Origin of the sequence: Primorskyibacter sp. S187A (genome assembly GCF_049800955.1) — a bacterium.
GTDB lineage: Bacteria > Pseudomonadota > Alphaproteobacteria > Rhodobacterales > Rhodobacteraceae > JAKVBH01.
The window spans coordinates 1,617,553-1,641,322 of sequence record NZ_JBNAGA010000001.1 but is presented as its reverse complement, the minus strand read 5'-3'; the positions used below and the strand labels follow the sequence as shown (position 1 = coordinate 1,641,322).

The following is a 23,770-nucleotide window of genomic DNA, read 5'->3' as shown; positions in this document are numbered from 1 at the left end:
GCATGTCACGCGCAGTTGCAAGCCTCTTGGCCTGCGCGTTGTCTATTTGCGCAGCCATGGCCGGGGCGCAATCTGATGGAGATGCGGACAACACCCCGCTAAACACTGCGCCGCCTGTGCCTTCTCCCTTGCCGCAGGGCACGCCTGCTCTGCGCTCTGCCATCCTCGTTCTCGACTACGAGACGTTGTTTACCCGCTCCCGGTTTGGCCAACGCGTGATGCGCGCGATTGAAGCCGAGGGCCGCGCCTTAATCGCCGAGAACGACCGGATTGAAGCGGAGCTCACGGCGGAAGAGCTTCTCCTGTCCTCGCAACGAGATGACATGGAGCCCGATGCCTTCCGCGCACTTGCCGATGCGTTTGATGAGAAAGTGCAGCGTATCCGGGCCGAGCAGGATGCCAAGGCGCGCGCGGTCGGGCAGAACCGTGCAGTCGAGGAACGCCGCTTTCGCCAGCTCGTGACCCCGATCCTGGGCCAGATCATGCGCGACACGGGCGCGATTGTCGTACTGGACCGCCGCAACACGATTGTCTGGGTTGATGCTGTGGACGTGACGGAGCGCGTCATGATCGAGGTCAACCGCGTGATCGGCGCAGGTGCTGCACCGGAGGCCGATACGCCCGAGGACCGCGAGGCTGACCCATCTGAAATGGACGCGACGCCTGAGGCCGAGTGAGTGCGGCTTGCCCCGCGCCCGCTGGATTGCTACGCAGGTTGAAAACATCAAAGGACCACCATGACCCAAGATCTTGCCCGCGCCGATATCCAGATGATCCAGCGCATTCTGCCACATCGGTATCCCTTTCTCCTGGTGGACCGCGTCGAGGAGATTGACGGCACAACCTCCGCGCTTGGCATCAAGAACGTAACGATGAACGAGCCGCATTTTCAGGGCCACTTTCCCGGCCAACCGATCATGCCCGGTGTCACGATCATCGAAGCCATGGCGCAAACGGCCGCTGTCATGGTGGGGGTGGCGATGGATCTCGCTGACAAGAACCTGCTGATCTATTTCATGGCGATCGACAAATGCAAATTCCGCCGCAAGGTCATTCCCGGTGATGTGCTGGAGATGCGCCTGACGACCCTGCGGGGCAAGCCCGGAGCAAAGGTCTGGAAGCTCAAGGGAGAGGCCACGGTCGAAGGGGAGCTGGCGGCTGAAGCGGAGTTCACAGCCATGATGGACCTGCCCGAATGAGCGAAACGGCCATTCATCCAAGCGCCGTCGTTGAGGAGGGGGCCGAGATCGGGGCAGGGTGCCAGATTGGCCCCTTTTGCCACATTGGTCCCCGTGTCCGCATCGGGCCGGGCACGCGGCTGATGTCCCATGTGGTCCTTCAGGGCGAAACGGACATTGGCGCGGATTGTGTGATCCATCCCTTCGCAGTCCTCGGGGGCATCCCGCAGGATCTGAAATTCAAGGGCGAGGTGACCCGACTGATCGTGGGGGATCGCAATCGCATCCGTGAACATGTCACGATGAACACAGGCACGGAAGGTGGCGGCGGTCTGACCCGGGTCGGCCATGACGGCCTCTTCATGGCCGGGTGCCATGTGGCTCATGATTGCCAGATCGGGGACCGGGTCATCTTCGTGAATAATGCAGGTGCTGCGGGCCATTGCGTGATCGAGGATGATGTCATTCTGGGCGGCCTGTCGGTCCTGCATCAATGGGTGCGCGTGGGCAAAGGCGCGATCATCGGCGCGGTCACGATGGTGACGAATGATGTGATCCCGCATGGTTTGGTGCAGGCGCCGCGCGGCAAGCTGGATGGCTTGAACCTCGTGGGCCTCAAGCGCCGGGGCGTTGCACGCTCTGACATCACTGCATTGCGCGCGGCCTTTCAGATGTTGGCGCAGGGCGAAGGCGCTTTTCAGGAGCGCGCCAAACGCCTGGGCGATGAGACCGACAGCGCCTATGTCAAAGAGATTGTCGAATTCATCATGGGGGAAAGTGACAGGTCTTTCCTGACGCCGGGCTGATGCTGGCTTTGATCGCAGGCGAGGGCGATTTGCCCGCAGCTGTGGCCTCAACCCAAAAAACCCCGCCCCTCGTTGCCGCATTGGATGGGTTTTTCCCTGACGGTTTGAGCGTCGATCCAGATCTCGTCTGGCGCGTGGAAACCATGGGCAAATTGCTGAGCAACCTGCACGCGCGGGGGGTGACGGATGTGTGTCTGTGCGGCGCGGTGCGGCGTCCCTCGGTGGATATTACAGCTGTTGATGAGGCCACAAAGCCTTTGATCCCCGTGATGCAGGCCGCGCTGACGGGTAAAGGCGATGATGGCGTCTTGCGCGCGGTTATCAGTATTTTCGAAACCGCCGGGTTCAAGGTCCGTGCGGCTCATGAGATTGCGCCGGACCTGCTGCCGCAGCCGGGTGTTCTGACAAAGATGGAACCGCCCGATCACGCGGAGGCCGATGCGCAACTGGGCGATTTGATCAGCTCTGAACAGGGGCGTCGGGACCTCGGGCAAGCCTGCGTGATCCGCGCAGGTCGGGTGGTCGCGCGTGAAGATGAGAGCGGCACAGATGCCATGTTGGCCAGCTTGCCGGTCAATGACGCCGCCGCCGGTGGTTTGCCCGATGTCATGGGAAGCATCGGAGAGCTGCTGGATACGGCTGCCGATTGGCTGTCGGGGCGCGAGCATGTGGGCGATGGGATGTTTTTCAAAGCGCCCAAGCCCGGGCAGGATCGCCGCGCCGATCTGCCTGTCATTGGCCCGATGACGGTCGCCTCGGTCGCCCGCGCGGGCCTCGCAGGCATTACGCTCGCGGCAAATGGGGTCATGGTGTTGCAGCGCGATGAAACCGTGGTTTTGGCTGATAGGCTTGGGCTCTACATCTGGGTGCGCGCCTCATGATCCGGCTGTTTCTTCTGGCCGGGGAGCCCTCAGCGGACCGTCTGGGCGCTGCATTGATGCGCGGCCTGCGGGAGCTCACGGATGATCAGGTCAGTTTTGCTGGCGTTGGTGGGCCCCTGATGGAGGCGGAAGGGCTTGAGAGCCTCTTTCCCATGGATGAAATCTCGATCATGGGCATCACCGAGATCCTATCGCAATGGGGCGCGCTCATGCGCCGGATTGACGAGACGGCTCAAGCCGTTGTTGACATGCAGCCCGACGCATTGATCACCATTGATCTGCCCGAATTCTCGCTGCGGCTGGCCAAAAAGGTCAAGGCCATGAGCGCCATCAGATGCGTGCACTATGTGGCGCCGACGGTCTGGGCCTGGCGGCCCGGACGCGCGGAGAAAATGGCCCGTCACATTGATCAGGTGCTGGCGCTTTTGCCCTTCGAGCCGCCCTATATGGAAGCGGCTGGGATGCGGTGTGACTTTGTGGGCCATCCGGTGGTGACCGAGCCTGTCGCCAGTGAGGCAGAGGTGCAAAACCTCCGGGCGTCACTGGGGGTGGGAGCGGCCCCACTTGCGCTTGTCTTGCCCGGATCGCGGCGAGGCGAAGTCGGGCGGCTGGCGCCTATTTTTGGCGAGGTTCTTGGAAAGGTGCATGCCGCGCGGCCGGATATCGAGGTCCTCGTCCCGGCGGCGCCCGCGGTGCGTGAGCTGGTAGCAGAAGCGGTCAGCCACTGGCCGAGTCCTGTGCATGTGATAGACAGCGCGCAGCTTGAGCAGAAGCGCGCGGCCTTCCGCGCGGCGGATTTTGCGCTCGCGGCCTCCGGGACTGTGTCTCTGGAACTGGCCGCATCAAGCACACCCATGGTTATCGCCTATGACATGAACTGGCTGTCGCGGCAGATCATTGGGCGTATGTTGCGTGTTGATACGGTCACTCTGGTCAACCTTGTCTCCGAGCGGCGCGATGTGCCCGAGTTTATCGGTGCGCATTGCAAGCCGGAGTTGATCGCGCAGGCCTTGCTGGCGCTCGCCGATCAGGATGGTGCGCAAGCAGACGCCATGGATCTGACCATGGAGCGACTGGGGCGGGGGGCCGAAGCGCCGGGGCGTCGCGCGGCCCGGGCCGTTCTGGATGGATTAAGCCATCACGCCCATTGATCCGGGCGATCCAGAAGGAAGACCCCAAAGAAAAAAAACGCCGCCTCCCAGGGAAGCGACGTTTCCGTCTGCGATATGCCGATGCGGGATCAGTTCGGGCTGGCGACAGCCTCGATCTTGTCGAAACCTGCGGTGAAACCGGTCAGGGACATCTCGACTGTCACGGTCTGATCGGGTGCCGCGAAGGGACGAATTTGCACCTGTGCTTTCGCCCCGCGCTTGAAGCCTGTGACTTCGGCATCCGTCAGACCAAGGCGCGCATAACAGCCAACCTGGCTGCAAAACGAAAACGGATAGCGCCGTGCGTTGGCGCCATCAATCGCCATGGTGAGCTGTGCTGTCAGCAAGGTTTCCAAAGGCACAATGACCGTCGCCCCGGCCACAATCTCTCCGCCATCGGCGAGTTTGAACACGCTGACTTCCGAGACTGCATTGCCGGACTGATCTTTCAACAATTGGTACAATTGGCAGGGATCCTGCTCCGGGGTCTGCGTGCGCACACAGCGGATTTCCCAATCGCCACTAACTTCTTTTGTATAGGCCGTGCCGAGCTGATTTTCCGTGACAGCAGGCGTTCCGGTGGACAAATCATTTTCCACTGCGGACGCGCCGTCATCGGTTTCAGTCTCAGCTGTCTGCGCGTGCAAAGGTGCGGCCAGTGCCAGTGTCAAAAGCAAGGTCGTGAGTTTTGCGTACATGTGTTTTGGTTCCCGCGATAATGTCCGGGTCGGGTTAACATGTCGGGACGGGAGTGTCAGGCCTAATTTGCCCAATTCGGGGAAATCTACCGGCGGATTTGCGCCTCTGCCGCCTCGGGCGATTTGTCCGCAAAGCCTTGATCTCAAATTAGAAAAAGGGCCGGCAGCGCCAACCCTCTCTCATTTTTTTGCTCCCCGTCGGACTGGCCGACTTAGTCATTGGGGGCACGCTACGAAATGAGATTTGAACCGTCAACAGTGAAAATGCGACAATCTGTTCAACTCTTTGCTGGATACAACTTGAGCGCGAAAAAAAGGCCGCACCTCGCGGCGCGGCCAGTCTGACAGGGAGGAAGTCAGTCCCGAAATCCGAATTCTTCATCCGGGAACATTGAAGATATTCTCAGACAAAGGTTAAGGTTGTCCTAGCGTGCAAAGCGCAGGCCATACGAAGGCGAAGGGGACCTTGATGAGCGACTTGTTTATGGGTGGCGGCGGCGTGGATTATGGCGTCCGTCAGGAGCTTTCGCTGAAATACGCCAATCGGCATGGTTTGATCGCGGGGGCCACGGGCACCGGCAAGACCGTCACGCTCCAGATTATGGCCGAGGGCTTTTCCAAAGCGGGCGTTCCTGTGTTTCTGTCGGATGTGAAGGGCGATCTGTCTGGCCTTGCTGCGGCGGGCAGTGATCAGTTCAAGCTACATCAGGCCTTCATGGATCGCGCGCAGACAATCGGGTTTGATGAGTATACCTACGAGGCGTTCCCGGTGACGTTCTGGGATTTGTTTGGCGAAAAGGGCCATCCCGTGCGCACGACAGTGGCAGAGATGGGGCCCTTGCTTTTGTCGCGCCTGTTGCAATTGACAGAAGCGCAGGAGGGCATCCTCAACATTGCATTCCGTCTCGCGGATGAGGAGGGGCTGCCGCTTCTTGATCTCAAAGACCTGCAAGCGCTTCTTGTCTGGGTCGGGGAAAGCCGCGCGGATCTATCCTTGCGCTATGGCAATATCTCGGTGGCCTCTATCGGCGCGATCCAGCGGCGTTTGCTTGTGATTGAGAACGAAGGCGGCGCGAAGCTCTTTGGCGAGCCCGCGCTCGCGCTCGATGACATGATGATGACAGATCCCGACGGGCGCGGGCGCATCAACATCCTGGCGGCGGATCAGCTGATGTCGTCGCCGCGCCTCTATGCGACGTTTCTTCTCTGGCTGTTGTCAGAGCTTTTTGAGGAATTGCCCGAGGTGGGCGACCCTGACAAGCCGCGATTGGTGTTCTTCTTTGACGAGGCGCATCTGTTGTTTGAAGACGCGCCCAAGGCTTTGGTGGAAAAGGTGGAGCAGGTGGCCCGGCTCATCCGGTCCAAAGGGGTGGGCGTGTATTTCATCACGCAGAACCCCGACGACATTCCCGAGGATATCCTCGGACAACTGGGCAATCGCGTCCAACACGCGCTGCGCGCCTTCACGGCGCGAGATCGCAAGGCCTTGCGTCTGGCTGCGGAGACATATCGGGAAAACCCCGCGTTTGATATTGAAGAGGCGATCCGCGAAGTGGGCGTTGGTGAAGCGGTGACCTCGATGCTGCAGAAAAAAGGCGTGCCGGGTATTGCAGAGCGGACGCTCATTCGCCCGCCGTCCTCGCAGCTGGGCCCCATCGGAGACCGGGAGCGCGATCGCGTGATGGATGGCTCGCCTTTGGCGGGCAAATACGAGGCGGTTCAGGATCGTCGCTCCGCCTATGAAATTCTGTCGAAACGCGCCGCAGATGCCGCTGACGCCGCCGAGAAGGCAGAGCAGGCGGCCGAGGCGCGCTCGGCTCTGGAACGCGAGTTCAATTCCGCGCGGCGCTATTCCGGAACGCGCGTGGGCCGATCCACAAGCGCGCCCAAGCGCACGACGCGCGCACGTCGGGGGACAGCCAGCATCGGCGAACAAATGACCAAGATGGTTGTCAAAGAGCTGACCGGGACCACCGGGCGCCGCATTGTGCGCGGCATCCTTGGAGGATTGTTCAAAGGGCGATAGTGGGCTCGCCCATGATTTCCGCCATATGTGCCGCGCAGCCAATCAGGGCGGCGCAATCATCCGTCACGGCATGAACGGCAAACTGATCCATGAACTCCGAAAAGCGGCCCTTGTCCCGGAAGGCGGCGCCAAAGCCATTGGCCATGAGATGGGGCAGGGTGTGCAGCGCCACGCCGCCCACCAGATAGACCCCGCCAAACGGCAGATGGGTCAGCGTCAGATCCCCGCTCACCCGTCCAAACACTTCACAAAAGAGCTTGAGCGCGGCCTTTGCATGGGGGTCGCTATCCAGTGTCCCCATGATCTCCGCGGCGGGTTTCGGGGTCTGCGCGATATAGGCATAGATCGTCTCAAGACCACGACCTGAGAGCGCTTCTTCAACCGAGGCAAATCCCTGATGGCGTGCTTCGATATAGGCCACTAGCCCGCGCTCCTGCGCGGTTTGCGCAGCCAGGGCCACATGGCCGGCTTCGGCAGGGGGCACGAGGGTTTGTCCTTTGAGGCGATAGACCGGGGCCACGTTCATACCCGTGCCGACATTCACGACGAGTTTTGCGGCTTGGGCTGAGGCGGGCTCTTTGCCTGCGATCAGCGTGGTCAGCGCGCCATCGGGCAGGGCGTCGAGCGCATGCCCTTGTGCTTGCAGATCATTCAGGATCGAGACAGCTTGCGCGCCAGTGCTGCTCAACGTTTCGCGATCCACAGCCCAATCGAGATTGGTCAATCGCAGCACACCATCGCGCACGGGCCCCGCGCCTGCGGCACAGGCTGCATCCGGGCGCGCGCCGCTCTGAGCCAGATAATCCGCAATGACTGCGCCAAGACCGGGCATCGTCGCATTGCGATAGCGTTTGATCGTCTCGGATTGCAGGGCCGTGCCCTGAGCCAGAGCCACCCGCGTGTTGGTTCCGCCAATATCAATCACAAGGGTCGTCACGGCCATGGTCTCTCTCCGGGCTCGAAATGGTGTGTCGGTGCGATCGGGTCTGCGCGTGGTGCGGATCGCGTCATTTTGATAGCGCTAACTTGACGGCCTCATAAGACGCTTTTGGGGTTCTTGCCAAGGTCTCAAAATCCACATGCACGCATCCGAAGCGTTTTTCATAGCCCAGAGCCCATTCATAATTGTCGAGAAGCGACCACAGGTAATAGCCTTCAACGGGCACCCCGTCGGCAATCGCGCGCAAGACCGCATCAAGATGGCGTGCGACGTAGTCGATCCGATCCGGATCCTCGAGCGGGTTGGCGCTGGCCATGCCGTTCTCGGTGATAATCAGGGGCAGGTCGCCTGTATAGTCCTGTGCCGTCCGCTTGAGGAACGCATAGAGGCCTTGGGGATAGATCTCCCAGCCCATTTGGGTCTTGGGCAAAGGGCCGGGCGCTTCTTCATGGCTGGGCCAGGGCCCTTCATTGGGCTTGAGGAGCTTGCGCGTGTAGTAGTTTATGCCAACCCAATCAAGAGGTTGCCCAATGGTCTTGAAGTCATCTTCAAATCCATCAGGCATGTGCGTGCCAAAACCGTCGAGTACGATCTGCGGGTAGGCGCCTTTGAAAACACCATCAAGGAAAAACCGATTGTAGTAGCCGTCATAAAGCTCGGCCGCGGCCTGTGCCTCGGGGCTATCATCGGCGGGCGCGGCCCATTCCATGTTGAACACGGCGCCGAGATTGGACATGCCCAACCCGCGCATGACCTCGATGGCGCGGCCATGGCTCAGGCAGACATGATGCATCGCCCGCGCTGTCGCCCGAATATCGCGCAGACCCGGTGCATGATGGCCCAGAAAGTGGCTGAGCCAGGAGACGCACCAGGGTTCGTTGATCGGGGCTGCTGAGTACATTCTATCGCCGATGCGCCCCATGATGATCTCGGTGTAATCGGCAAACCAGCCCGCAATGTCGCGATTGCGCCAGCCCCCTTGATCCGCAAGCGCCTGCGGCAATTCCCAATGATACAAGGTCACACAGGGCTTGATCCCACGTTCCAGAAGCGCGTCCGTCAGGCGGTCATAGAAATCAAGGCCGGCCTCGTTGGGCGTGCCGCGGCCTTCGGGCAGAACACGGGCCCAGGAGGTCGAGAAGCGATAGCAGTCGAAGCCTGCCTGAGCCACGAGATCAAGATCTTCCTCGAAGCGGTGGTAGTGGTCGCAGGCCAGACCACCATGCTCCGCGCGTACCACATTTCCCGGGGTCGCTGCGAAACTGTCCCAATGCGTCGGCCCCGCGCCGCCGAACTGATGGCCTTCGATTTGATAGGACGAGGTCGCAGCCCCGAAGAGGAAGCCCTTGGGGAAGTCAGATCGATTGGGGAGCATGCAGTGTCCTTTATTCGGGTGCGGGGCCTGTGGAAGGGCCTTTCACGAAAGTGATATCTTCCATCATGTGGGTTTTGACGGGGGCCATGGGCTCTGCGATCTTTTGCAACAGCATATTGGCCAGAAGCGATCCCGCACGCCGCACGGAAGAGCGCATGGCCGTGAAGATCGCAGCATCCTCCGATCCATTGCGCAGATAGGAGAGCTCATCGTCAAAAATGAGCACAGAGATATCGCGCCCCATTTCCAGCCCGCATTCGCGGATCGCGCGCTGCACACCGAGCGCGGTGATGATGGAGGCCACGATGAGGCCCGTTGGCGCATGTTCCATCGCAATCAGCTCCCGCGCGGCCTCGTAACCGTAATGTTCGGTCATATCGCTGCTGCGCATCCAACGCGGGTTCACGGGGAGGTCTGCCTGATTGAGCGCGTCCTCGAACCCTTGTCGGCGCCGGATTGCAAAATCCAACTCCTCGGCCCCGTTGATCAGCCCGATGCGCAAATGCCCGAGGTCAATCAAATGCTGCGTGCCGTCGAAAAAGGCGCGCCTGTTGGGCACATCAAGCCAGGAATAGTCGACCTTCGTGCTGGACGAGCGCCCGTGCACCACGAAGGGCAGGCCAAGTTCCTGCAGCAGACCGATGCGGGGATCCTCAGGGCGGGGGCCATGCACCACGATGCCATCGACATTGCCCTTGGCGCTGAACTCCCGGTAAACATCTTCCTGATCGCTGTCGGGCACCATGCGCAGGATCATTTCGTATCCAGCCGCAGAATAGACCTCGCCCGCACCGGCAATGAAGTCGCCGAAGACCGGGTTGACCATCTCGTGTTTGCTGGACACCGGGATCACATGACCAATGGCCATGGAGCGCCCTGTTGCCAGTGACCTGGCTCTGTTGGATGGCGTGTATTTGGCGGCACGGGCGGCCTCGGTGACACGTTTGCGCGTGGCTTCTGACACCTCCGGATAGCCGTTCAACGCACGACTTACGGTTGTTTGAGACAGGCCAAGCTGCGCGGATAATTCCTTGAGGTTCATATCTTCACGCCCAACCGGCTTTGCGCAGTGTCAGAATGAGGTGACATGCAAGGCGTCGCGTTGAAGGCTCTGAAAAGTATGTTTTTTTGATCATTGACTTTGAAGCTGCGTTGGCAAACGATAAGGTATTCAAAGCGCTTTGAGGCGAGTCGGTCAAGACCTCAGCTGCTGAAAGGCGCAGATAGGGAAACATTCGCGCAGGTCGCGCGAACGGGAGGAAAGCTATGAAGAAATCGCTTTTGGCGGGTGTTGGTGCATTCGCTCTGACGGTTGGTATGGCGCAAGCCGGTGGTCATCTGACATTCGCTCCGGGCGATGGTCCGTTCAGCTGGGACAGCTACAATGCATGGGCGGAAAACGCGCCTGACCTGTCCGGCCAGACGATCACGATCTTTGGTCCTTGGCTGTCGCCGGAAGATGGCTATTTCAACAACGCGCTTGCATATTTTGAGGAAGCTACCGGAGCAGACGTGATCTACACGGGCTCCGATGGTTTTGAGCAGCAGATCGTGATTGACGCGGAAGCGGGCTCCGCGCCCAACATTGCCGTCTTCCCGCAGCCCGGTCTGGCCGCTGTCATGGCCGCAAAGGGTCAGCTGGCGCCGCTGGGTGATGGCATGGCCAACTGGGTGCGTGACAATTACGCCGCCGGTCAGTCCTGGGTCGATCTGGGCACATTTGCCGATGAGAACGGCAACGACCAGATGTATGGCTTTTTCTACAACGTGAACGTCAAGTCGCTGGTCTGGTACAGCCCGGAGAACTTCGAAGATGCAGGCTACGAAGTGCCTGAAACCATGGAAGATCTCAAAGCGCTGACCGAGCAGATCGTGGCCGACGGTGAAGTGCCGTGGTGCATTGGTCTGGGATCAGGCGCGGCAACAGGCTGGCCCGCAACGGATTGGGTTGAGGACATGATGCTGCGCACGCAGCCGCCTGAGGTTTACGACCAATGGGTCTCCAACGAAATGCCCTTCAACGATGAGCGCGTGATTGCGGCCATCGAAGAGTTTGGCTGGTTCGCCCGCGATGATGCGAAAGTCTCCGGCGGTGCCGGTGCGGTGGCATCGACAGACTTCCGCGACAGCCCCAAGGGTCTCTTCTCCTCGCCGCCGCAGTGCTACATGCACCGTCAGGCGTCCTTCGTGCCGGCCTTCTTCCCTGAAGGCGTTGAGTTCGGCGTGGACACAGACTTCTTCTACTTCCCGTCCTATGCGGACAAGGATTTGGGCAACCCGGTTCTGGGTGGCGGTACGCTGATGGCGATGACCAACGCATCCGAGGGTGCCATGGCGGTCATGGAATACCTGCAACTGCCCATCGCGCACGAAGTCATGATGGCGCAGACAGGCTTCCTCACACCGCATAACGGCGTGAACCTCGAAGCCTACAAAGACGACACGCAGCGCGGTCTGGGTGAAGTTCTGCTGGGGGCCACCACATTCCGCTTTGATGGCTCTGACCTGATGCCCGGTGGCGTTGGTGCAGGCACGTTCTGGTCCGGCATGGTGGATTACGCCGGTGGCAAGGATGCGACGGAAGTGGCGACCGAGATCCAAAACAGCTGGGACGCGCTGAAGTAAGCGCAGACCACAGGAGCCGCCCTGTCACGGGGCGGCTCATCGCCCAGGTGAGAGGAGCAATTTCTCCGGATCACGCTGGGCATTCGGGCGATGACATTTTGCGCGGCGCCTGACGAAGACAAGACAAAGACCTGGAGCCAAACGAAGTCGGGAGGGGACAAATGTCACCAGCGATACTTGCTATTGTGACCATTGCCGTAGGCGTTGGCGGATGCGTGGGATACTTTTACCTGTCCAACCTGTTCTTGGATAAAGTGCTGTATCCCCCGTCCGGGCCAAATGCGGGGCGCAACATCAATCGCGCCAATCAGATCCGCCCCTGGCTCTTTCTTTTCCCAGCCTTTGCCGCGCTCAGCCTTTACTTGGCATACCCGGTTGTAGAGACACTGCGGCTTTCCTTGCTCGACAGTCAGAATGACAACGCCTTTGTCGGTCTTGCGAATTACCAGCAGATGATGGCGGAGCCCAAGTTTTGGGAAGCGCTGCGCAACAATATGCTCTGGCTCTTTGTCGTGCCTGCGGCATCAACGGCTCTCGGCCTGCTCGTTGCGCAAGTGACCGATCGGCTGAAATGGGGCACGATTGCCAAATCACTCATTTTTATGCCGATGGCGATTTCGTTTGTCGGCGCATCGGTCATCTGGAAGCTCGTTTATGAGGCCCGCCCGATGGGCACGGAACAAATCGGCGTTCTGAATGCGATCTACATCTGGTTCGGGGGCGCGGAAGCGCAGACATGGCTGACAGTTCCTTTCTGGAACAACTTTTTCCTGATGATCGTCCTGATCTGGATCCAGACGGGTTTTGCGATGGTGATCCTTTCGGCGGCCCTGCGTGGGATTCCCGAGGAAACCATCGAGGCGGCTATTGTCGATGGGGCCAACCCGTTTCAGATCTTCTTCAAGATCAAGGTGCCCCAGATCATGCCCACGATCGTCGTCGTCTGGACCACGATCACCATTGCCACGCTGAAGGTCTTTGACATCGTCTTTGCCATGACCAACGGGCAATGGGAGACGCAGGTTCTCGCCAATTACATGTACGACAAACTCTTCCGCGCCTTCGATTGGGGGGTCGGCTCCGCATCAGCCATGGTGATCATGCTGCTGGTTTTGCCAATCCTCGTCTGGAACGTGCGCGAAGTGCGTAAGGAGATGCGTTAAGATGGACAATATCGCTGGCACAAAACCCGCACTCGTCTGGATCACTCATCTCACAGCGCTGTTTCTGGTGTTCCTCTGGTTGTTCCCGACTGTGGGGCTTCTTGTCTCGTCCTTCCGGACGGCGGACCAGATCGCAAGTTCGGGGTGGTGGTCATCGCTATCCACACAAGAAGCGCAGAACCCGGCCATTCGCCTCTCTGGTGAGGAATTCCAGGACGGTGATCTTTTCGTGATCGAAGGCGCGTTGTTCCCGGATCGTGAGGTCGAAGTGCTCAAATGGGGCACATCGAGCCGCGCGCCGGATGCCTTCAATGCAGGCGAGACGGCCGAGATCAGCCGCGACCGCACTGTAACGCTGCAAGTTGATGGCGCCTTCCGGTTCACGGCGCTCGAGAGCCAGGAGGGCAAGCGGTTGCCACGCGTGTTCACGACGGCCATCTCGCCGCCGGAGTTCACGACGGAAAACTACGAGTTCATGTTGCTGGACGAGAGCAATTCCGAGGGCATGGCCAAAGCCTTCTTCAATACGCTGACCGTGACAATCCCGGCCACGATCATCCCGATCCTCGTGGCGGCTTTTGCGGCCTATGCGCTGGCGTGGATGGATTTCCCGGGCCGCGCGCTGTTGGTGGCTTTCGTGGTGGGCCTGCTGGTGGTGCCTTTGCAATTGGCGCTCATCCCGCTGCTCACGCTGCACAACAACATCGGTATCGGAAAGGGCTATATCGGGGTTTGGCTGGCCCATACAGGGTTCGGGCTTCCGCTCGCCATATATCTCTTGCGCAATTACATGGCCGGCCTGCCGCGCGACATCATTGAAAATGCCCGTGTGGACGGCGCGACGGAGTTTCAGATCTTTACCAAGATCATCCTGCCGCTCTCCTTCCCGGCGCTGGCGTCCTTTGCGATCTTCCAGTTCCTGTGGACATGGAATGACCTGCTTGTGGCCAAGGTGTTCCTCATCGACTCGACCGGTCAGACCACTGTGATGACCAACCAGATCGTTGAGCTTCTGGGCACCCGCGGCGGCAATTGGGAAATCCTCGCGACGGCGGCTTTTGTCTCAATCGCGGTGCCTTTGGGGGTCTTCTTCGCCATGCAGAAGTATCTTGTTCGCGGGCTCCTCGCGGGCTCCGTGAAGTAACCCTTTCAAATAACTATGTGACCTTGGACCTGTCATGACCAATACAGCACGCGACCTTCGCACCGAATTGCACACCGATCCCGATTGGTGGCGCGGTGCGGTCATCTACCAGATCTATCCGCGCTCCTATCAGGACAGCAATGGCGACGGGATCGGCGATCTTCTGGGGATCGTGCAGCGTTTGCCGCATATTGCCTCGCTCGGTGTGGATGCCATCTGGATTTCGCCATTCTTCCGCTCGCCGATGAAGGATTTCGGCTACGACGTGAGCGATTATTGCGACGTTGATCCCATGTTTGGCACGCTTGCGGATTTTGATGCGCTTGTGGCGGGGGCCCGGCAGTTGGGCATTCGCATCATGATCGATCTGGTGCTGAGCCACACCTCCGATCAACATGCATGGTTTGCCGAGAGCCGCAAGGATCGGACAAACGACAAGGCTGACTGGTATGTCTGGGCCGATCCGAAACCGGATGGCACACCGCCCAACAACTGGCTGTCGATTTTTGGCGGGTCTGCCTGGCAATGGGATACGCGGCGGGAGCAGTATTTCCTGCACAATTTCCTCGCTTCGCAGCCGGACCTGAATTTTCACAATGAAGACGTGCAGCAGGCGCTTTTGGATGTGACACGGTTCTGGCTGGATCGCGGCGTGGATGGCTTCCGCCTCGATACGATCAATTTTTACTTTGCCGATAAGGAGCTGCGGGACAATCCAGCACTTGCGCCCGAAAAGCGCAATTCCACAATCGCGCCCTCGGTCAATCCCTACAACCATCAGGAGCATCTCTATTCCAAGAACCAGCCGGAAAACCTCGCTTTCCTGCAACGGTTCCGCGCTTTGCTGGACGAATACCCCGGGTCCACGGCAGTGGGAGAGGTGGGTGATGCGCAGCGTGGGCTGGAGATCCTGGGTGAATACACCTCTGGCGGCGACAAGGTGCATATGTGCTATGCATTTGAGTTTCTGGAAAAGAATCCGCTGACAGCCCAGAAGATCGTCGATGTGTTCAACCGGGTCGACCGGGTGGCGCCCGATGGGTGGGCGTGCTGGGCCTATTCCAACCATGATGTCGAGCGCCATGCGTCGCGTTGGGGCCTGCCTGATGCGGCGCAACGCCTCTACACCACGATGATGATGTGCCTGCGCGGGTCTGCCTGTCTCTATCAGGGCGAGGAATTCGGCTATGGCGAGGCCGATGTGGCGTTTGAGGATCTGCAGGATCCCTACGGCATCGAGTTCTGGCCTGAATACAAGGGTCGCGATGGGTGCCGGACGCCCATCGTGTGGGAAGCGTCCAACCAGAATGGTGGTTTCTCTGAGGGGCGGCCTTGGTTGCCAGTGGGCCACGAGCATCTGCACCGCGCTGCGGCGGCGCAGGAGGATGATCCATCGTCCATCGTGCATCACTACCGCCGCGCCATTGCTTTCCGTTCGGCCCATGACGCGCTGAGCAAGGGCGAGATCAATGATCTGCAGGCCACCGGTCCGGTTCTGCATTTCACGCGTCGCCATGGCGGCGAGACGATTTTCTGCGCGTTCAACCTGAGCGATGACGCGTACACACTTGATATGGCAGCGGGAAACTGGGTGCAGATTGCAGCCGAACTGGGCTCCATCGGACCAGGTCCTGACGGAAAACTGCACCTTGGTCCCTGGGCTCCGGCCCTGGCGCTGAAAGTATAACGGGGAGAGACGGAACAATGGCGAATTTGAAGCTGGTGGATGTCGAGAAGACCTACGGCGGCACGGTCAACGTGCTCAACAATGTCAATCTCGATATTGAACAAGGTGAGTTGATTGTTTTCGTTGGCCCTTCGGGCTGCGGAAAATCGACCCTTCTGCGCATGATCGCGGGGCTGGAGAGTATCACCAGCGGGACGTTGGATATCGATGGCCAACGCATGAATCAGGTGCCGCCCAGCCAGCGTGGGATCGCAATGGTGTTCCAGTCTTACGCCCTGTATCCGCACATGACGGTGCGCGAGAACATGGCCTTTGCGCTCAAGCTCGCGAAAAAGCCCAAGGAAGAGATCGACGCCGCAATTGACAGGGCGGCCAAGGTTCTACAGCTGGACCAGTACCTCGACCGTTTGCCAAAAGCGCTGTCCGGGGGCCAACGCCAGCGTGTTGCGATCGGGCGCTCCATTGTGCGTGATCCAAAGGTCTATCTCTTTGATGAACCGCTCTCCAACCTCGATGCCGCTTTGCGGGTTGCGACCCGGATCGAGATTGCGAAACTCAAGGAAGCCATGCCGCAATCCACCATGATCTATGTGACCCATGATCAGGTCGAGGCGATGACGCTGGCAACGCGGATTGTCGTCCTGGCCAACAAGGGTGTCGCGCAGGTCGGCACGCCGCTTGAGCTCTATGAAACGCCCAACAGCGAGTTTGTCGCGCAGTTTATTGGTTCACCGGCGATGAACCTGGTTCCCGGCGAAGTGATCGAAACCGGTGCGCAAACTGTTGTGGATCTGGGCGATGGCCGCCAGGTGACATCTGCCGTTCCCACGACCGAGGCGGACAAGGGGTTGAAGGTCAACGTAGGCATGCGTCCCGAAGACCTGACAGCGACCGATGGCACTGCCGCGATCACGGGGTCCGTTAACTACACAGAAGAACTCGGCGAGGTCACCCTGCTGTATATCGACTCGCCGCAATCCGATGAGGCGTTGCTCGCGAAGCTGCCGGGTATTCACAAAGGTCTGCGGGGCTCAACGGTCGCGTTGACTGCCGTACCGGAGAAAGTGCATCTCTTCGCAAACGGCACGTCCTTGCTGTATCGCTGATCTGACAGGCGCGACCTTACGCGCGAAACACTTACACGCGTTTCGCGCAAGTTTCATGCTCTGAGGCTGGCGCTGCTTTCGTCACGCACGTCGTTGCGGCTGGACGAGGGCAGGGGTCATGTCCGGGAGAAGATGCAACGGGGCTTCGCCATGTGTCACGCGCTGCCCATCCGGCGTGGTGAGTGACCATTGTGCGACCACCAATTGGTGGATCTTGCTGCGCCAGCCGTCTTCCTCGGTTTCAAACCGGGTGCGCCAGCATCCCAGCACCTGAATTGGAATGCGGACACTCGAGGTTTCGATCCGGTCCATCTTGTCCGACCCTGCCGCGCGGCGCATCTGCGCCCAACGGCGATTGAGATGGGCCACGAGCGGCTCGGCAATGGCCCGCCTGCGCCCGGCAAACAGCACTTCCATGCCCGAGGTGCCGTTCACGAACCCCTTGAGAAGGACATCACCACGATTGTTGCGCGCGCGCGCGGGCGTAACGGTGACGGACACGTCGGTCATCGGTGCTTTGAAAATCCCGATATCTTCTGTCTCGGGATCCGATGCGATCTGAAAAAGCTCTTGTGTCATGCTTTGCCTTTCACCACCAAAACCGCGCAGATCAGCGCGCGTCACTGATGGGCGATGATAGGTGCAGGTCTTTAAAAGCCGATTAACGCGTCACAAAGAGGCCCCGGTCCCGCCAAATTGCAGTGGTCACGTTCATTTTTTGTTCTCATTTTTAGATTGGCGCACGCGCCGCTTTAAACTATCTAGACACAGATAACGATCGGGGGGCGCAGGCATGGCCGAGCTGAAGAACATCGAGGTGCGCGGTGCGCGCGAGCATAACCTCAAGGGAATCGACGTCGATATCCCGCGCGACAAGCTGGTGGTCATCACTGGATTGTCTGGCTCTGGCAAGTCGTCCCTGGCCTTTGACACGATCTATGCCGAGGGCCAGCGCCGCTATGTCGAGAGCCTGAGCGCCTATGCGCGGCAATTCCTCGACATGATGGAAAAGCCCGACGTGGATCATATCGCCGGGTTGAGCCCGGCCATCTCGATCGAACAGAAGACAACTTCCAAAAACCCGCGTTCGACCGTTGGCACGGTCACCGAGATCTACGATTACATGCGCCTGCTCTTTGCCCGCGCGGGCACGCCGTTCAGCCCCGCCACGGGCAAGCCCATCGAGGCGCAGCAGGTCCAGGACATGGTCGACCGGATCATGGAGATGGAGGAGGGCACGCGCGGCTATCTCCTCGCGCCCATTATCCGGGATCGTAAGGGCGAATATCGCAAGGAGTTTCTGGAGCTGCGCAAGCAGGGCTTCCAACGCGTCAAAGTGGATGGCGCGTTTCATGATCTGGATGAACCGCCCACGCTCGACAAGAAATACCGCCATGACATTGACGTTGTTGTTGACAGGATCGTTGTGCGCGAGGGGCTGGAGACGCGGCTAGCCGACAGTCTGCGCACTGCGCTTGATCTGGCCGATGGCATTGCCATTCTGGAAACAGCGCCGCGCGAAGACGAAGGCGAGCCCCAGCGCATCACCTTCTCTGAAAACTTCGCCTGTCCGGTCTCCGGCTTCACGATCCCGGAGATTGAGCCGCGCCTGTTTTCCTTCAACGCACCTTTTGGCGCGTGTCCGGAATGTGACGGGCTGGGTCACGAGCTTTTCTTCGATGAGCGCCTGGTCGTTCCTGATCAGACGTTGAAGATCCGGGATGGCGCCCTCGCGCCCTGGCGGAAAGGCAAAAGCCCGTATTTCCTGCAAACCATTGAAGCGATCGCCAAGCATTACGAGTTTGATGACAATGCCCGCTGGAAAGACCTCGCACCGCATGTGCAGCAGGTGTTTCTCTATGGCTCGGGCGAGGAGGAAATCCCGTTCCGTTATGACGAAGGCGGACGCGTCTATCAGGTGACGCGCGTCTTTGAAGGCGTCATTCCCAATATGGAGCGCCGCTACCGCGAAACAGACAGCAACTGGATCCGCGAAGAGTTTGAACGGTATCAAAACAACCGTCCGTGCGGGGCCTGTGGCGGCTACCGTCTGCGTGAGGAAGCGCTGGCCGTTAAAATCGCCGGGCTGCATGTGGGCGAAGTTGTCCAGATGTCGATCAAGGAAGCGTTTGATTGGTGTCAGTCGGTGCCCGAGCACCTGACCAACCAGAAAAACGAGATCGCACGCGCCATCCTCAAGGAGATCCGGGAGCGTTTGGGCTTCCTCAATAACGTGGGCCTCGAATACCTGACGCTCTCGCGCAATGCTGGCACTTTATCAGGCGGCGAGAGCCAGCGCATCCGGCTGGCCTCCCAGATCGGGTCCGGCCTCACGGGTGTTCTCTACGTTCTGGACGAGCCCTCCATTGGCCTGCATCAGCGCGACAATACCCGCCTGCTCGACACGCTGAAAAACCTGCGGGATCAGGGCAATACGGTCATTGTCGTGGAGCATGACGAGGAGGCCATCCGCGAGGCGGATTATGTGTTCGACATTGGGCCCGGCGCGGGCGTGCATGGCGGCGAGGTGGTGGCCAAGGGCACGCCCAAGCAGATCCTCGAAGCACCCAAATCCCTGACGGGGCAGTACCTGTCTGGCAAGCGCGAGATCTCCGTGCCTGCCGAGCGGCGCGCGGGCAATGGCAAGACGTTGAGTGTGGTCAAGGCCACGGGCAACAACTTGCGCGAGGTCACGGCGGATTTCCCGCTGGGGCAGTTCGTCTGCGTCTCAGGCGTGTCGGGCGGGGGCAAGTCCACCCTGACAATCGAAACACTCTTCAAGACCGCCTCCATGGCCCTCAACGGCGCGCGCCAGACGCCCGCGCCATGCGAGACAATCAAGGGGCTCGAGCACCTCGACAAGGTCATCGACATTGACCAACGTCCCATCGGGCGCACGCCGCGCTCAAATCCCGCGACCTATACCGGTGCCTTCACGCCCATTCGTGACTGGTTTGCCGGCCTGCCGGAATCCAAGGCGCGCGGCTACAAGCCTGGCCGGTTTTCGTTCAACGTGAAGGGCGGGCGCTGCGAGGCCTGTCAGGGGGATGGCGTCATCAAGATCGAGATGCACTTCCTCCCCGATGTCTATGTGACCTGCGAGACCTGTCAGGGTCAGCGCTACAACCGTGAGACGCTGGAGATCCGCTTCAAGGGCAAGAGCATCGCCGATGTGCTCGACATGACGGTTGAGGATGCGCAGGGCTTCTTCAAGGCCGTGCCCTCCATCCGCGAGAAGATGGATGCGCTCATGCGCGTGGGGCTGGGTTACATCAAGGTAGGTCAGCAGGCCACGACGCTCTCGGGCGGTGAGGCGCAGCGCGTCAAACTGGCCAAGGAACTCTCCAAACGCTCGACGGGGCGCACGCTTTACATCCTTGATGAACCAACCACAGGTCTGCATTTCGAGGATGTGCGCAAGCTTCTGGAAGTGCTGCATGAATTGGTGGATCAAGGAAACTCCGTCGTGGTGATTGAGCACAATCTTGATGTCATCAAGACGGCCGATCACATCATCGATATCGGCCCCGAAGGCGGCGATGGCGGCGGTGAGATCGTGGCCACGGGCACGCCGGAAGATGTGGCCGTTGTCGGACGCTCGCATACGGGGCGCTATCTTGCGCCGATGCTGGGTGTGACGCGCGTGGCGGCGGAGTGATCCGGGCTGCCGCCTTTGCATGTGCCGTGCCTGTGGCGCTTGCCGCGCAATCGCCGGGCAGTGCCGATGTATGGCAATTGTGGTCTCTGGGCGATGCGGACAAGATCCTTGAATGCGCGGCCATTCTTGATCTCTTCGAGATTGCGCCGGGGCCAGAGGCCTTTCCCGAGGACGCGGTGATTGATTTCCCTGCAGCGGCCGACGCCATGCGCGCCAAAGTACAAAGCTTTCACGGGCGGGATTTCGTGGCACGCAAAAGCGCGGAGCACAGTGACTATTGGGGCAATGCCACGCCGGAGGATCCAAAAGTCGCCGGGTTGCAGGATTTTCTGATCGCCTGCCGCGCCTTTGGTCTGGCCCATGATCTGCCGCTCTGACGCGCGACGGCCAAACTTCTGACATGCTGCACCGCTACCCAGAGGCCATCCACGGAGGCCGTCCCATGCGTGTCATACTTGTCTTGATCCTCACTTTCGCCCAACCGGTTGCCGCAAGCCAGCCCATCAGTGAGAGCCTTGTGCAATGCGCGCAACTCTTTGACCTCTCCAACCGTCAATCGGGCAAGGCCGCGATGAACGAAAAGGGCCACACGCTCAAAGCCCTGGCAGAGAGCTACATGCAGGCTGCCGAGACGCAGGCGCAGACTGAAGGGCAGGGCGATCCTGCTGCCTATGTCGCTGCAATGGCTAAGCGCAAAGCGCAGCTGTGGGACGGCAAAGGCAGGCTCTATGTCTTCAGCGAGGAGTTCCGCGATTGGGCGCGCTATTGCCGTAAACTTGGGCGACACATCGGCGTCAATAAGCCCTGATCTGCCCTACCAATCCGCGTTGAAGCCGCGCGTGTCGATGTGCACGAAGGTCGAGTAGGTGCCAATGCCGCCCAGAAACAATCCCTCCGCACGCATGGAACGCAGCGTATTGGCCCAATCCAGCGGCGTCGAATTGCCCTGGGCGACGAAGTCAACGGCGCGAAACATCGTATGCTGGGACTTCTTCGCGCCACCTATGGCCACGTTATAGGCCGGGCTGCGATAGACGGAGATCGTCCGGATCGGTGCATCAATGCGCCCGCGCAGAATGTCCAGGACCCGTGCCGTCGGCGCGATATTGGGCCAAAGCTCGCGGGGTGGGTTGGTATTGGTCTGGTAGGCGGCACTTTCGGGATTGGCGTTCTTGTCGCCCTTGATCAGGAATTCATAGGGTTTGAAATTTTTCAGGCCAAGAGACTTGATGAAGGCCATGAAATCCGCCTCATCATCGCCGCTTGCGCTCTGTGCCGGTGCCGTGAGCACCATCGTATCACTGGCAGTCGCCCAGCCGGAAGTGGAAGAGACCACGGTCTCATCGGCCTCAGCCGCAACCACCCTGTCCGCGAGGCCCCAATCCACCAATTTGTAATTCGCGCCATGGACCTTGCCGGAGCCGGTCGCCAATGTCATCTTGCGGCTGCGCACATCGTTTTGGTAGGCCTGCTTGGATCCCAGCGCCATGGCCTCGGCATAGCAGGCCCGATAGGCCTCGCCGCTGACCGGCCCGGCCTCGGAGAGCAGGCGGTTGAGGTGTTTGCGATCCCCTGTATCAATCGAGCCGTTTTGCACAGCGATATCAAAGGCCAGACAGGCCCCCAACTCACCATCAAGGGCTTCACGCGCCATGATTTTCTGCGCGCGTGTCCAATAAAGCTCGCGGGCCAGATCGTTTTGCGCGCGCTGCGCCTGCGGGTTCTGACCCAGGCGATGAAACGCCTCTGACCACGGCGCCTTCACCTTGTATTTCTTCGGCGCAACGGAAATCTCATTGGCAAAGCTGCGTTGCTTGGTTTTGCTTTGGCCCAGAACCTCTTTCCAGGGCTCCGCCAAAGCGCCAAAAGCATCGTCAATCGCGGAGGGATCGTATTGCGTGATCCGAGCCATCAGCTTCTGGAGCGAGCCGCCGCCCATCGTATATCCGATAATCCCCCAGGTCAGCAGAGCGCCATCGAAATTACCGGCGATTTTGGTGTAGCCGTGCCCCTCAAAGCTCGCGGTGATCGCCAGCGCCCGTTCGAAAATCGAAGGCGGCGCGGCATGGCCGGTCAGCCGTGTCCATGTTGTCAAATCGACGCTGCCACTCTCTGGCAAACCCACTGATTTTTGATAGGCACGCAGGGCTTTTTCTGTCCCCCCGCCGAACTCACCATCGATCACGCCGGGCGAATGTCCACTGTCGCGCAGCGCGCGTTGCACCTGCAAGACAATCGAGCCCACAGGATTTTTGTACCCGGCGTCCGAGTTTTTCAAAATAAGCATGGTCAAATCCACTTCTGGCTAAAGGCCAAAAGCTTAACCGTAAAAGTTATTCATGCAAGCATTGCGTGTGTTCGGCCCGCGCGATCACCCGGTTGAAAAGGCGATCTCGAGACGATCTGCCAGCCTGTCAAACTTGGTCCGTTGAAAATCCGTCTTTTTGTAACGCTTGGGGGTAATAGCGAGCCAATCAATCAGCAAGCGCCCGCGCATGGCACATTCAAAGACCTCCGGGTTGATCTGATGACGATAGCGCCGGAAGAACATATCGCGGTGATGTGCGGAGATCCCGGAGCGATCAATGTCGGCTTTGGGCAAGTCCAGATGGACATCCATTTTCAGAAAGTCGACGCAATCATAGACCAGCAACTTGTCGGTAACTTCCGTGAAGTCCAGGCCATAGCAGAGGCCGCGCCCCAGCAGGAGATTGCGGCTGTGAAAATCCCCGTGAGAGAAGCCAGCGCGTTGCGGCGCGCGGGTCAGCGTCGCGCACTCCGCCTTGAAACGCGCGAGAAAAGGCTCGTATTGCGCTGCGCGGGCCAGCGGGCCAAGGGCGATTTTCTCCTCGACGCTTTCGACCATCCAATTGGGCCAGAACTGTGCCTCACGTTGCGGCCCACAGCTATGGAGGGCATGCAACCATGCACCGCCCCGACGGTAGACCTGAGCGATACGCGCCAGGTTATCGCTCTCGCGAACCACCTGCATGGCGGTCGGGCGCTCGATATATTCCGTTACGAAAAAGCACTTGTCGGGTGAGAGGTAGAGCGGAGTGATCACACCCGCATCGTCAAATGAGGCAAACTTGTCATGCAGATCGGTCAGGGTGTTGAATTCATCGACCAGACGATTGGTCTCAGCGCCTTTGGTGTCAAACTTCAGACAGTATCGCGCATCGCCAATACCCAGAACATAGACCTGTCGCTCCGTGGGATAGTCCGACGAGCGATAGAGCCGGATCAGACCGTAGTCTTGCCCGGGAAAGCGCGCGGCGACAAATTCCGCCGCGCATGTCTTGGCAAAACGCTCGCCGCTCAGCCGCCAATGC

Annotated in this window: 21 protein-coding genes; 14 read left to right on the top strand and 7 right to left on the bottom strand. The window is 59.7% G+C overall.

Features of this window, described 5'->3' with window-relative positions; genetic code table 11:
- Positions 1–2: 2 nt before the first annotated feature.
- Genes ACP15S_RS08170 through lpxB form a run of 5 tightly spaced genes read left to right on the top strand, consistent with a single transcriptional unit; the run spans position 3 to position 4,016 of the window.
- Positions 3–677 (top strand): OmpH family outer membrane protein, encoded by a 675-nt coding sequence (locus tag ACP15S_RS08170; protein WP_425039074.1) that lies wholly within the window; start codon positions 3–5, stop codon positions 675–677.
- Between the two features lie 60 nt (positions 678–737).
- Positions 738–1,199, top strand: coding sequence for a 3-hydroxyacyl-ACP dehydratase FabZ (gene fabZ, locus ACP15S_RS08165; protein WP_425039073.1), 462 nt, complete (start codon positions 738–740; stop codon positions 1,197–1,199).
- On the top strand, positions 1,196–1,984 hold the full coding sequence (gene lpxA, locus ACP15S_RS08160; protein ID WP_425039072.1) for an acyl-ACP--UDP-N-acetylglucosamine O-acyltransferase: 789 nt from the start codon (positions 1,196–1,198) through the stop codon (positions 1,982–1,984). The genes fabZ and lpxA overlap by 4 nt, the downstream gene beginning before the upstream one ends.
- The gene (locus ACP15S_RS08155) at positions 1,984–2,865 is read left to right on the top strand and encodes an LpxI family protein (protein WP_425039071.1); all 882 of its coding nucleotides are present in this window, start codon (positions 1,984–1,986) and stop codon (positions 2,863–2,865) included. Before lpxA ends, ACP15S_RS08155 begins: the two co-directional genes overlap by 1 nt.
- Positions 2,865–4,016, top strand: a complete 1,152-nt coding sequence (gene lpxB / locus ACP15S_RS08150) for a lipid-A-disaccharide synthase (RefSeq protein ID WP_425039676.1) — start codon at positions 2,865–2,867, stop codon at positions 4,014–4,016. Before ACP15S_RS08155 ends, lpxB begins: the two co-directional genes overlap by 1 nt.
- 89 nt (positions 4,017–4,105) lie before the next feature.
- Here lpxB and ACP15S_RS08145 read toward each other — a convergent pair whose 3' ends face one another.
- Positions 4,106–4,714, bottom strand: coding sequence for an invasion associated locus B family protein (locus tag ACP15S_RS08145; RefSeq protein ID WP_425039070.1), 609 nt, complete (start codon positions 4,712–4,714; stop codon positions 4,106–4,108).
- A 469-nt stretch (positions 4,715–5,183) separates the two neighbouring features.
- Between ACP15S_RS08145 and ACP15S_RS08140 the strand changes: the two genes are divergently transcribed.
- A complete protein-coding gene (locus tag ACP15S_RS08140) occupies positions 5,184–6,740 on the top strand; it encodes a helicase HerA-like domain-containing protein (RefSeq protein WP_425039069.1) in 1,557 nt (518 codons plus the stop codon).
- Here the strand turns inward: ACP15S_RS08140 and ACP15S_RS08135 are convergent.
- From ACP15S_RS08135 to ACP15S_RS08125, 3 genes are all read right to left on the bottom strand, one after another.
- Complete coding sequence (locus ACP15S_RS08135; protein ID WP_425039068.1) at positions 6,727–7,683, bottom strand: glucokinase; 957 nt, start codon at positions 7,681–7,683, stop codon at positions 6,727–6,729. The two genes, ACP15S_RS08140 and ACP15S_RS08135, sit on opposite strands and share 14 nt — an antisense overlap.
- 64 nt (positions 7,684–7,747) lie before the next feature.
- The gene (locus ACP15S_RS08130) at positions 7,748–9,055 is read right to left on the bottom strand and encodes a GH1 family beta-glucosidase (RefSeq protein WP_425039067.1); all 1,308 of its coding nucleotides are present in this window, start codon (positions 9,053–9,055) and stop codon (positions 7,748–7,750) included.
- A 10-nt stretch (positions 9,056–9,065) separates the two neighbouring features.
- Positions 9,066–10,097, bottom strand: coding sequence for a substrate-binding domain-containing protein (locus ACP15S_RS08125; protein ID WP_425039066.1), 1,032 nt, complete (start codon positions 10,095–10,097; stop codon positions 9,066–9,068).
- A 224-nt stretch (positions 10,098–10,321) separates the two neighbouring features.
- Here ACP15S_RS08125 and ACP15S_RS08120 point away from each other — a divergent pair, with 224 nt between their 5' ends.
- From ACP15S_RS08120 to ACP15S_RS08100, 5 genes are all read left to right on the top strand, one after another.
- Positions 10,322–11,680, top strand: a complete 1,359-nt coding sequence (locus tag ACP15S_RS08120) for an ABC transporter substrate-binding protein (protein WP_425039065.1) — start codon at positions 10,322–10,324, stop codon at positions 11,678–11,680.
- Between the two features lie 161 nt (positions 11,681–11,841).
- Positions 11,842–12,843 (top strand): carbohydrate ABC transporter permease, encoded by a 1,002-nt coding sequence (locus tag ACP15S_RS08115; protein WP_425039064.1) that lies wholly within the window; start codon positions 11,842–11,844, stop codon positions 12,841–12,843.
- Position 12,844: 1 nt separating this feature from the next.
- Complete coding sequence (locus tag ACP15S_RS08110) at positions 12,845–13,987, top strand: carbohydrate ABC transporter permease (RefSeq protein ID WP_425039063.1); 1,143 nt, start codon at positions 12,845–12,847, stop codon at positions 13,985–13,987.
- A gap of 34 nt (positions 13,988–14,021) precedes the next feature.
- A complete protein-coding gene (locus ACP15S_RS08105; RefSeq protein ID WP_425039062.1) occupies positions 14,022–15,674 on the top strand; it encodes an alpha-glucosidase in 1,653 nt (550 codons plus the stop codon).
- A gap of 17 nt (positions 15,675–15,691) precedes the next feature.
- Positions 15,692–16,780, top strand: coding sequence for an ABC transporter ATP-binding protein (locus ACP15S_RS08100; protein WP_425039061.1), 1,089 nt, complete (start codon positions 15,692–15,694; stop codon positions 16,778–16,780).
- A gap of 81 nt (positions 16,781–16,861) precedes the next feature.
- Here ACP15S_RS08100 and ACP15S_RS08095 read toward each other — a convergent pair whose 3' ends face one another.
- Positions 16,862–17,359, bottom strand: a complete 498-nt coding sequence (locus tag ACP15S_RS08095) for a hypothetical protein (RefSeq protein WP_425039060.1) — start codon at positions 17,357–17,359, stop codon at positions 16,862–16,864.
- Positions 17,360–17,573: 214 nt separating this feature from the next.
- Between ACP15S_RS08095 and uvrA the strand changes: the two genes are divergently transcribed.
- The 3 genes from uvrA (at position 17,574) to ACP15S_RS08080 (ending at position 21,246) form a co-directional block, all read left to right on the top strand.
- Entirely contained in the window at positions 17,574–20,438 is a 2,865-nt protein-coding gene (gene uvrA / locus ACP15S_RS08090) for an excinuclease ABC subunit UvrA (RefSeq protein ID WP_425039059.1), read from the top strand.
- On the top strand, positions 20,435–20,815 hold the full coding sequence (locus ACP15S_RS08085; protein WP_425039058.1) for a hypothetical protein: 381 nt from the start codon (positions 20,435–20,437) through the stop codon (positions 20,813–20,815). Before uvrA ends, ACP15S_RS08085 begins: the two co-directional genes overlap by 4 nt.
- Before the next feature lie 65 nt (positions 20,816–20,880).
- Positions 20,881–21,246 (top strand): hypothetical protein, encoded by a 366-nt coding sequence (locus ACP15S_RS08080; RefSeq protein WP_425039057.1) that lies wholly within the window; start codon positions 20,881–20,883, stop codon positions 21,244–21,246.
- A gap of 6 nt (positions 21,247–21,252) precedes the next feature.
- Here ACP15S_RS08080 and ACP15S_RS08075 read toward each other — a convergent pair whose 3' ends face one another.
- Positions 21,253–22,725 carry a D-Ala-D-Ala carboxypeptidase family metallohydrolase gene (locus ACP15S_RS08075; protein ID WP_425039056.1) on the bottom strand — a complete coding sequence of 491 codons (1,473 nt, stop codon included), beginning with the start codon at positions 22,723–22,725 and terminating at the stop codon, positions 21,253–21,255.
- Between the two features lie 84 nt (positions 22,726–22,809).
- A complete protein-coding gene (locus tag ACP15S_RS08070) occupies positions 22,810–23,682 on the bottom strand; it encodes a phosphotransferase family protein (protein ID WP_425039675.1) in 873 nt (290 codons plus the stop codon).
- Positions 23,683–23,770 lie beyond the last annotated feature (88 nt).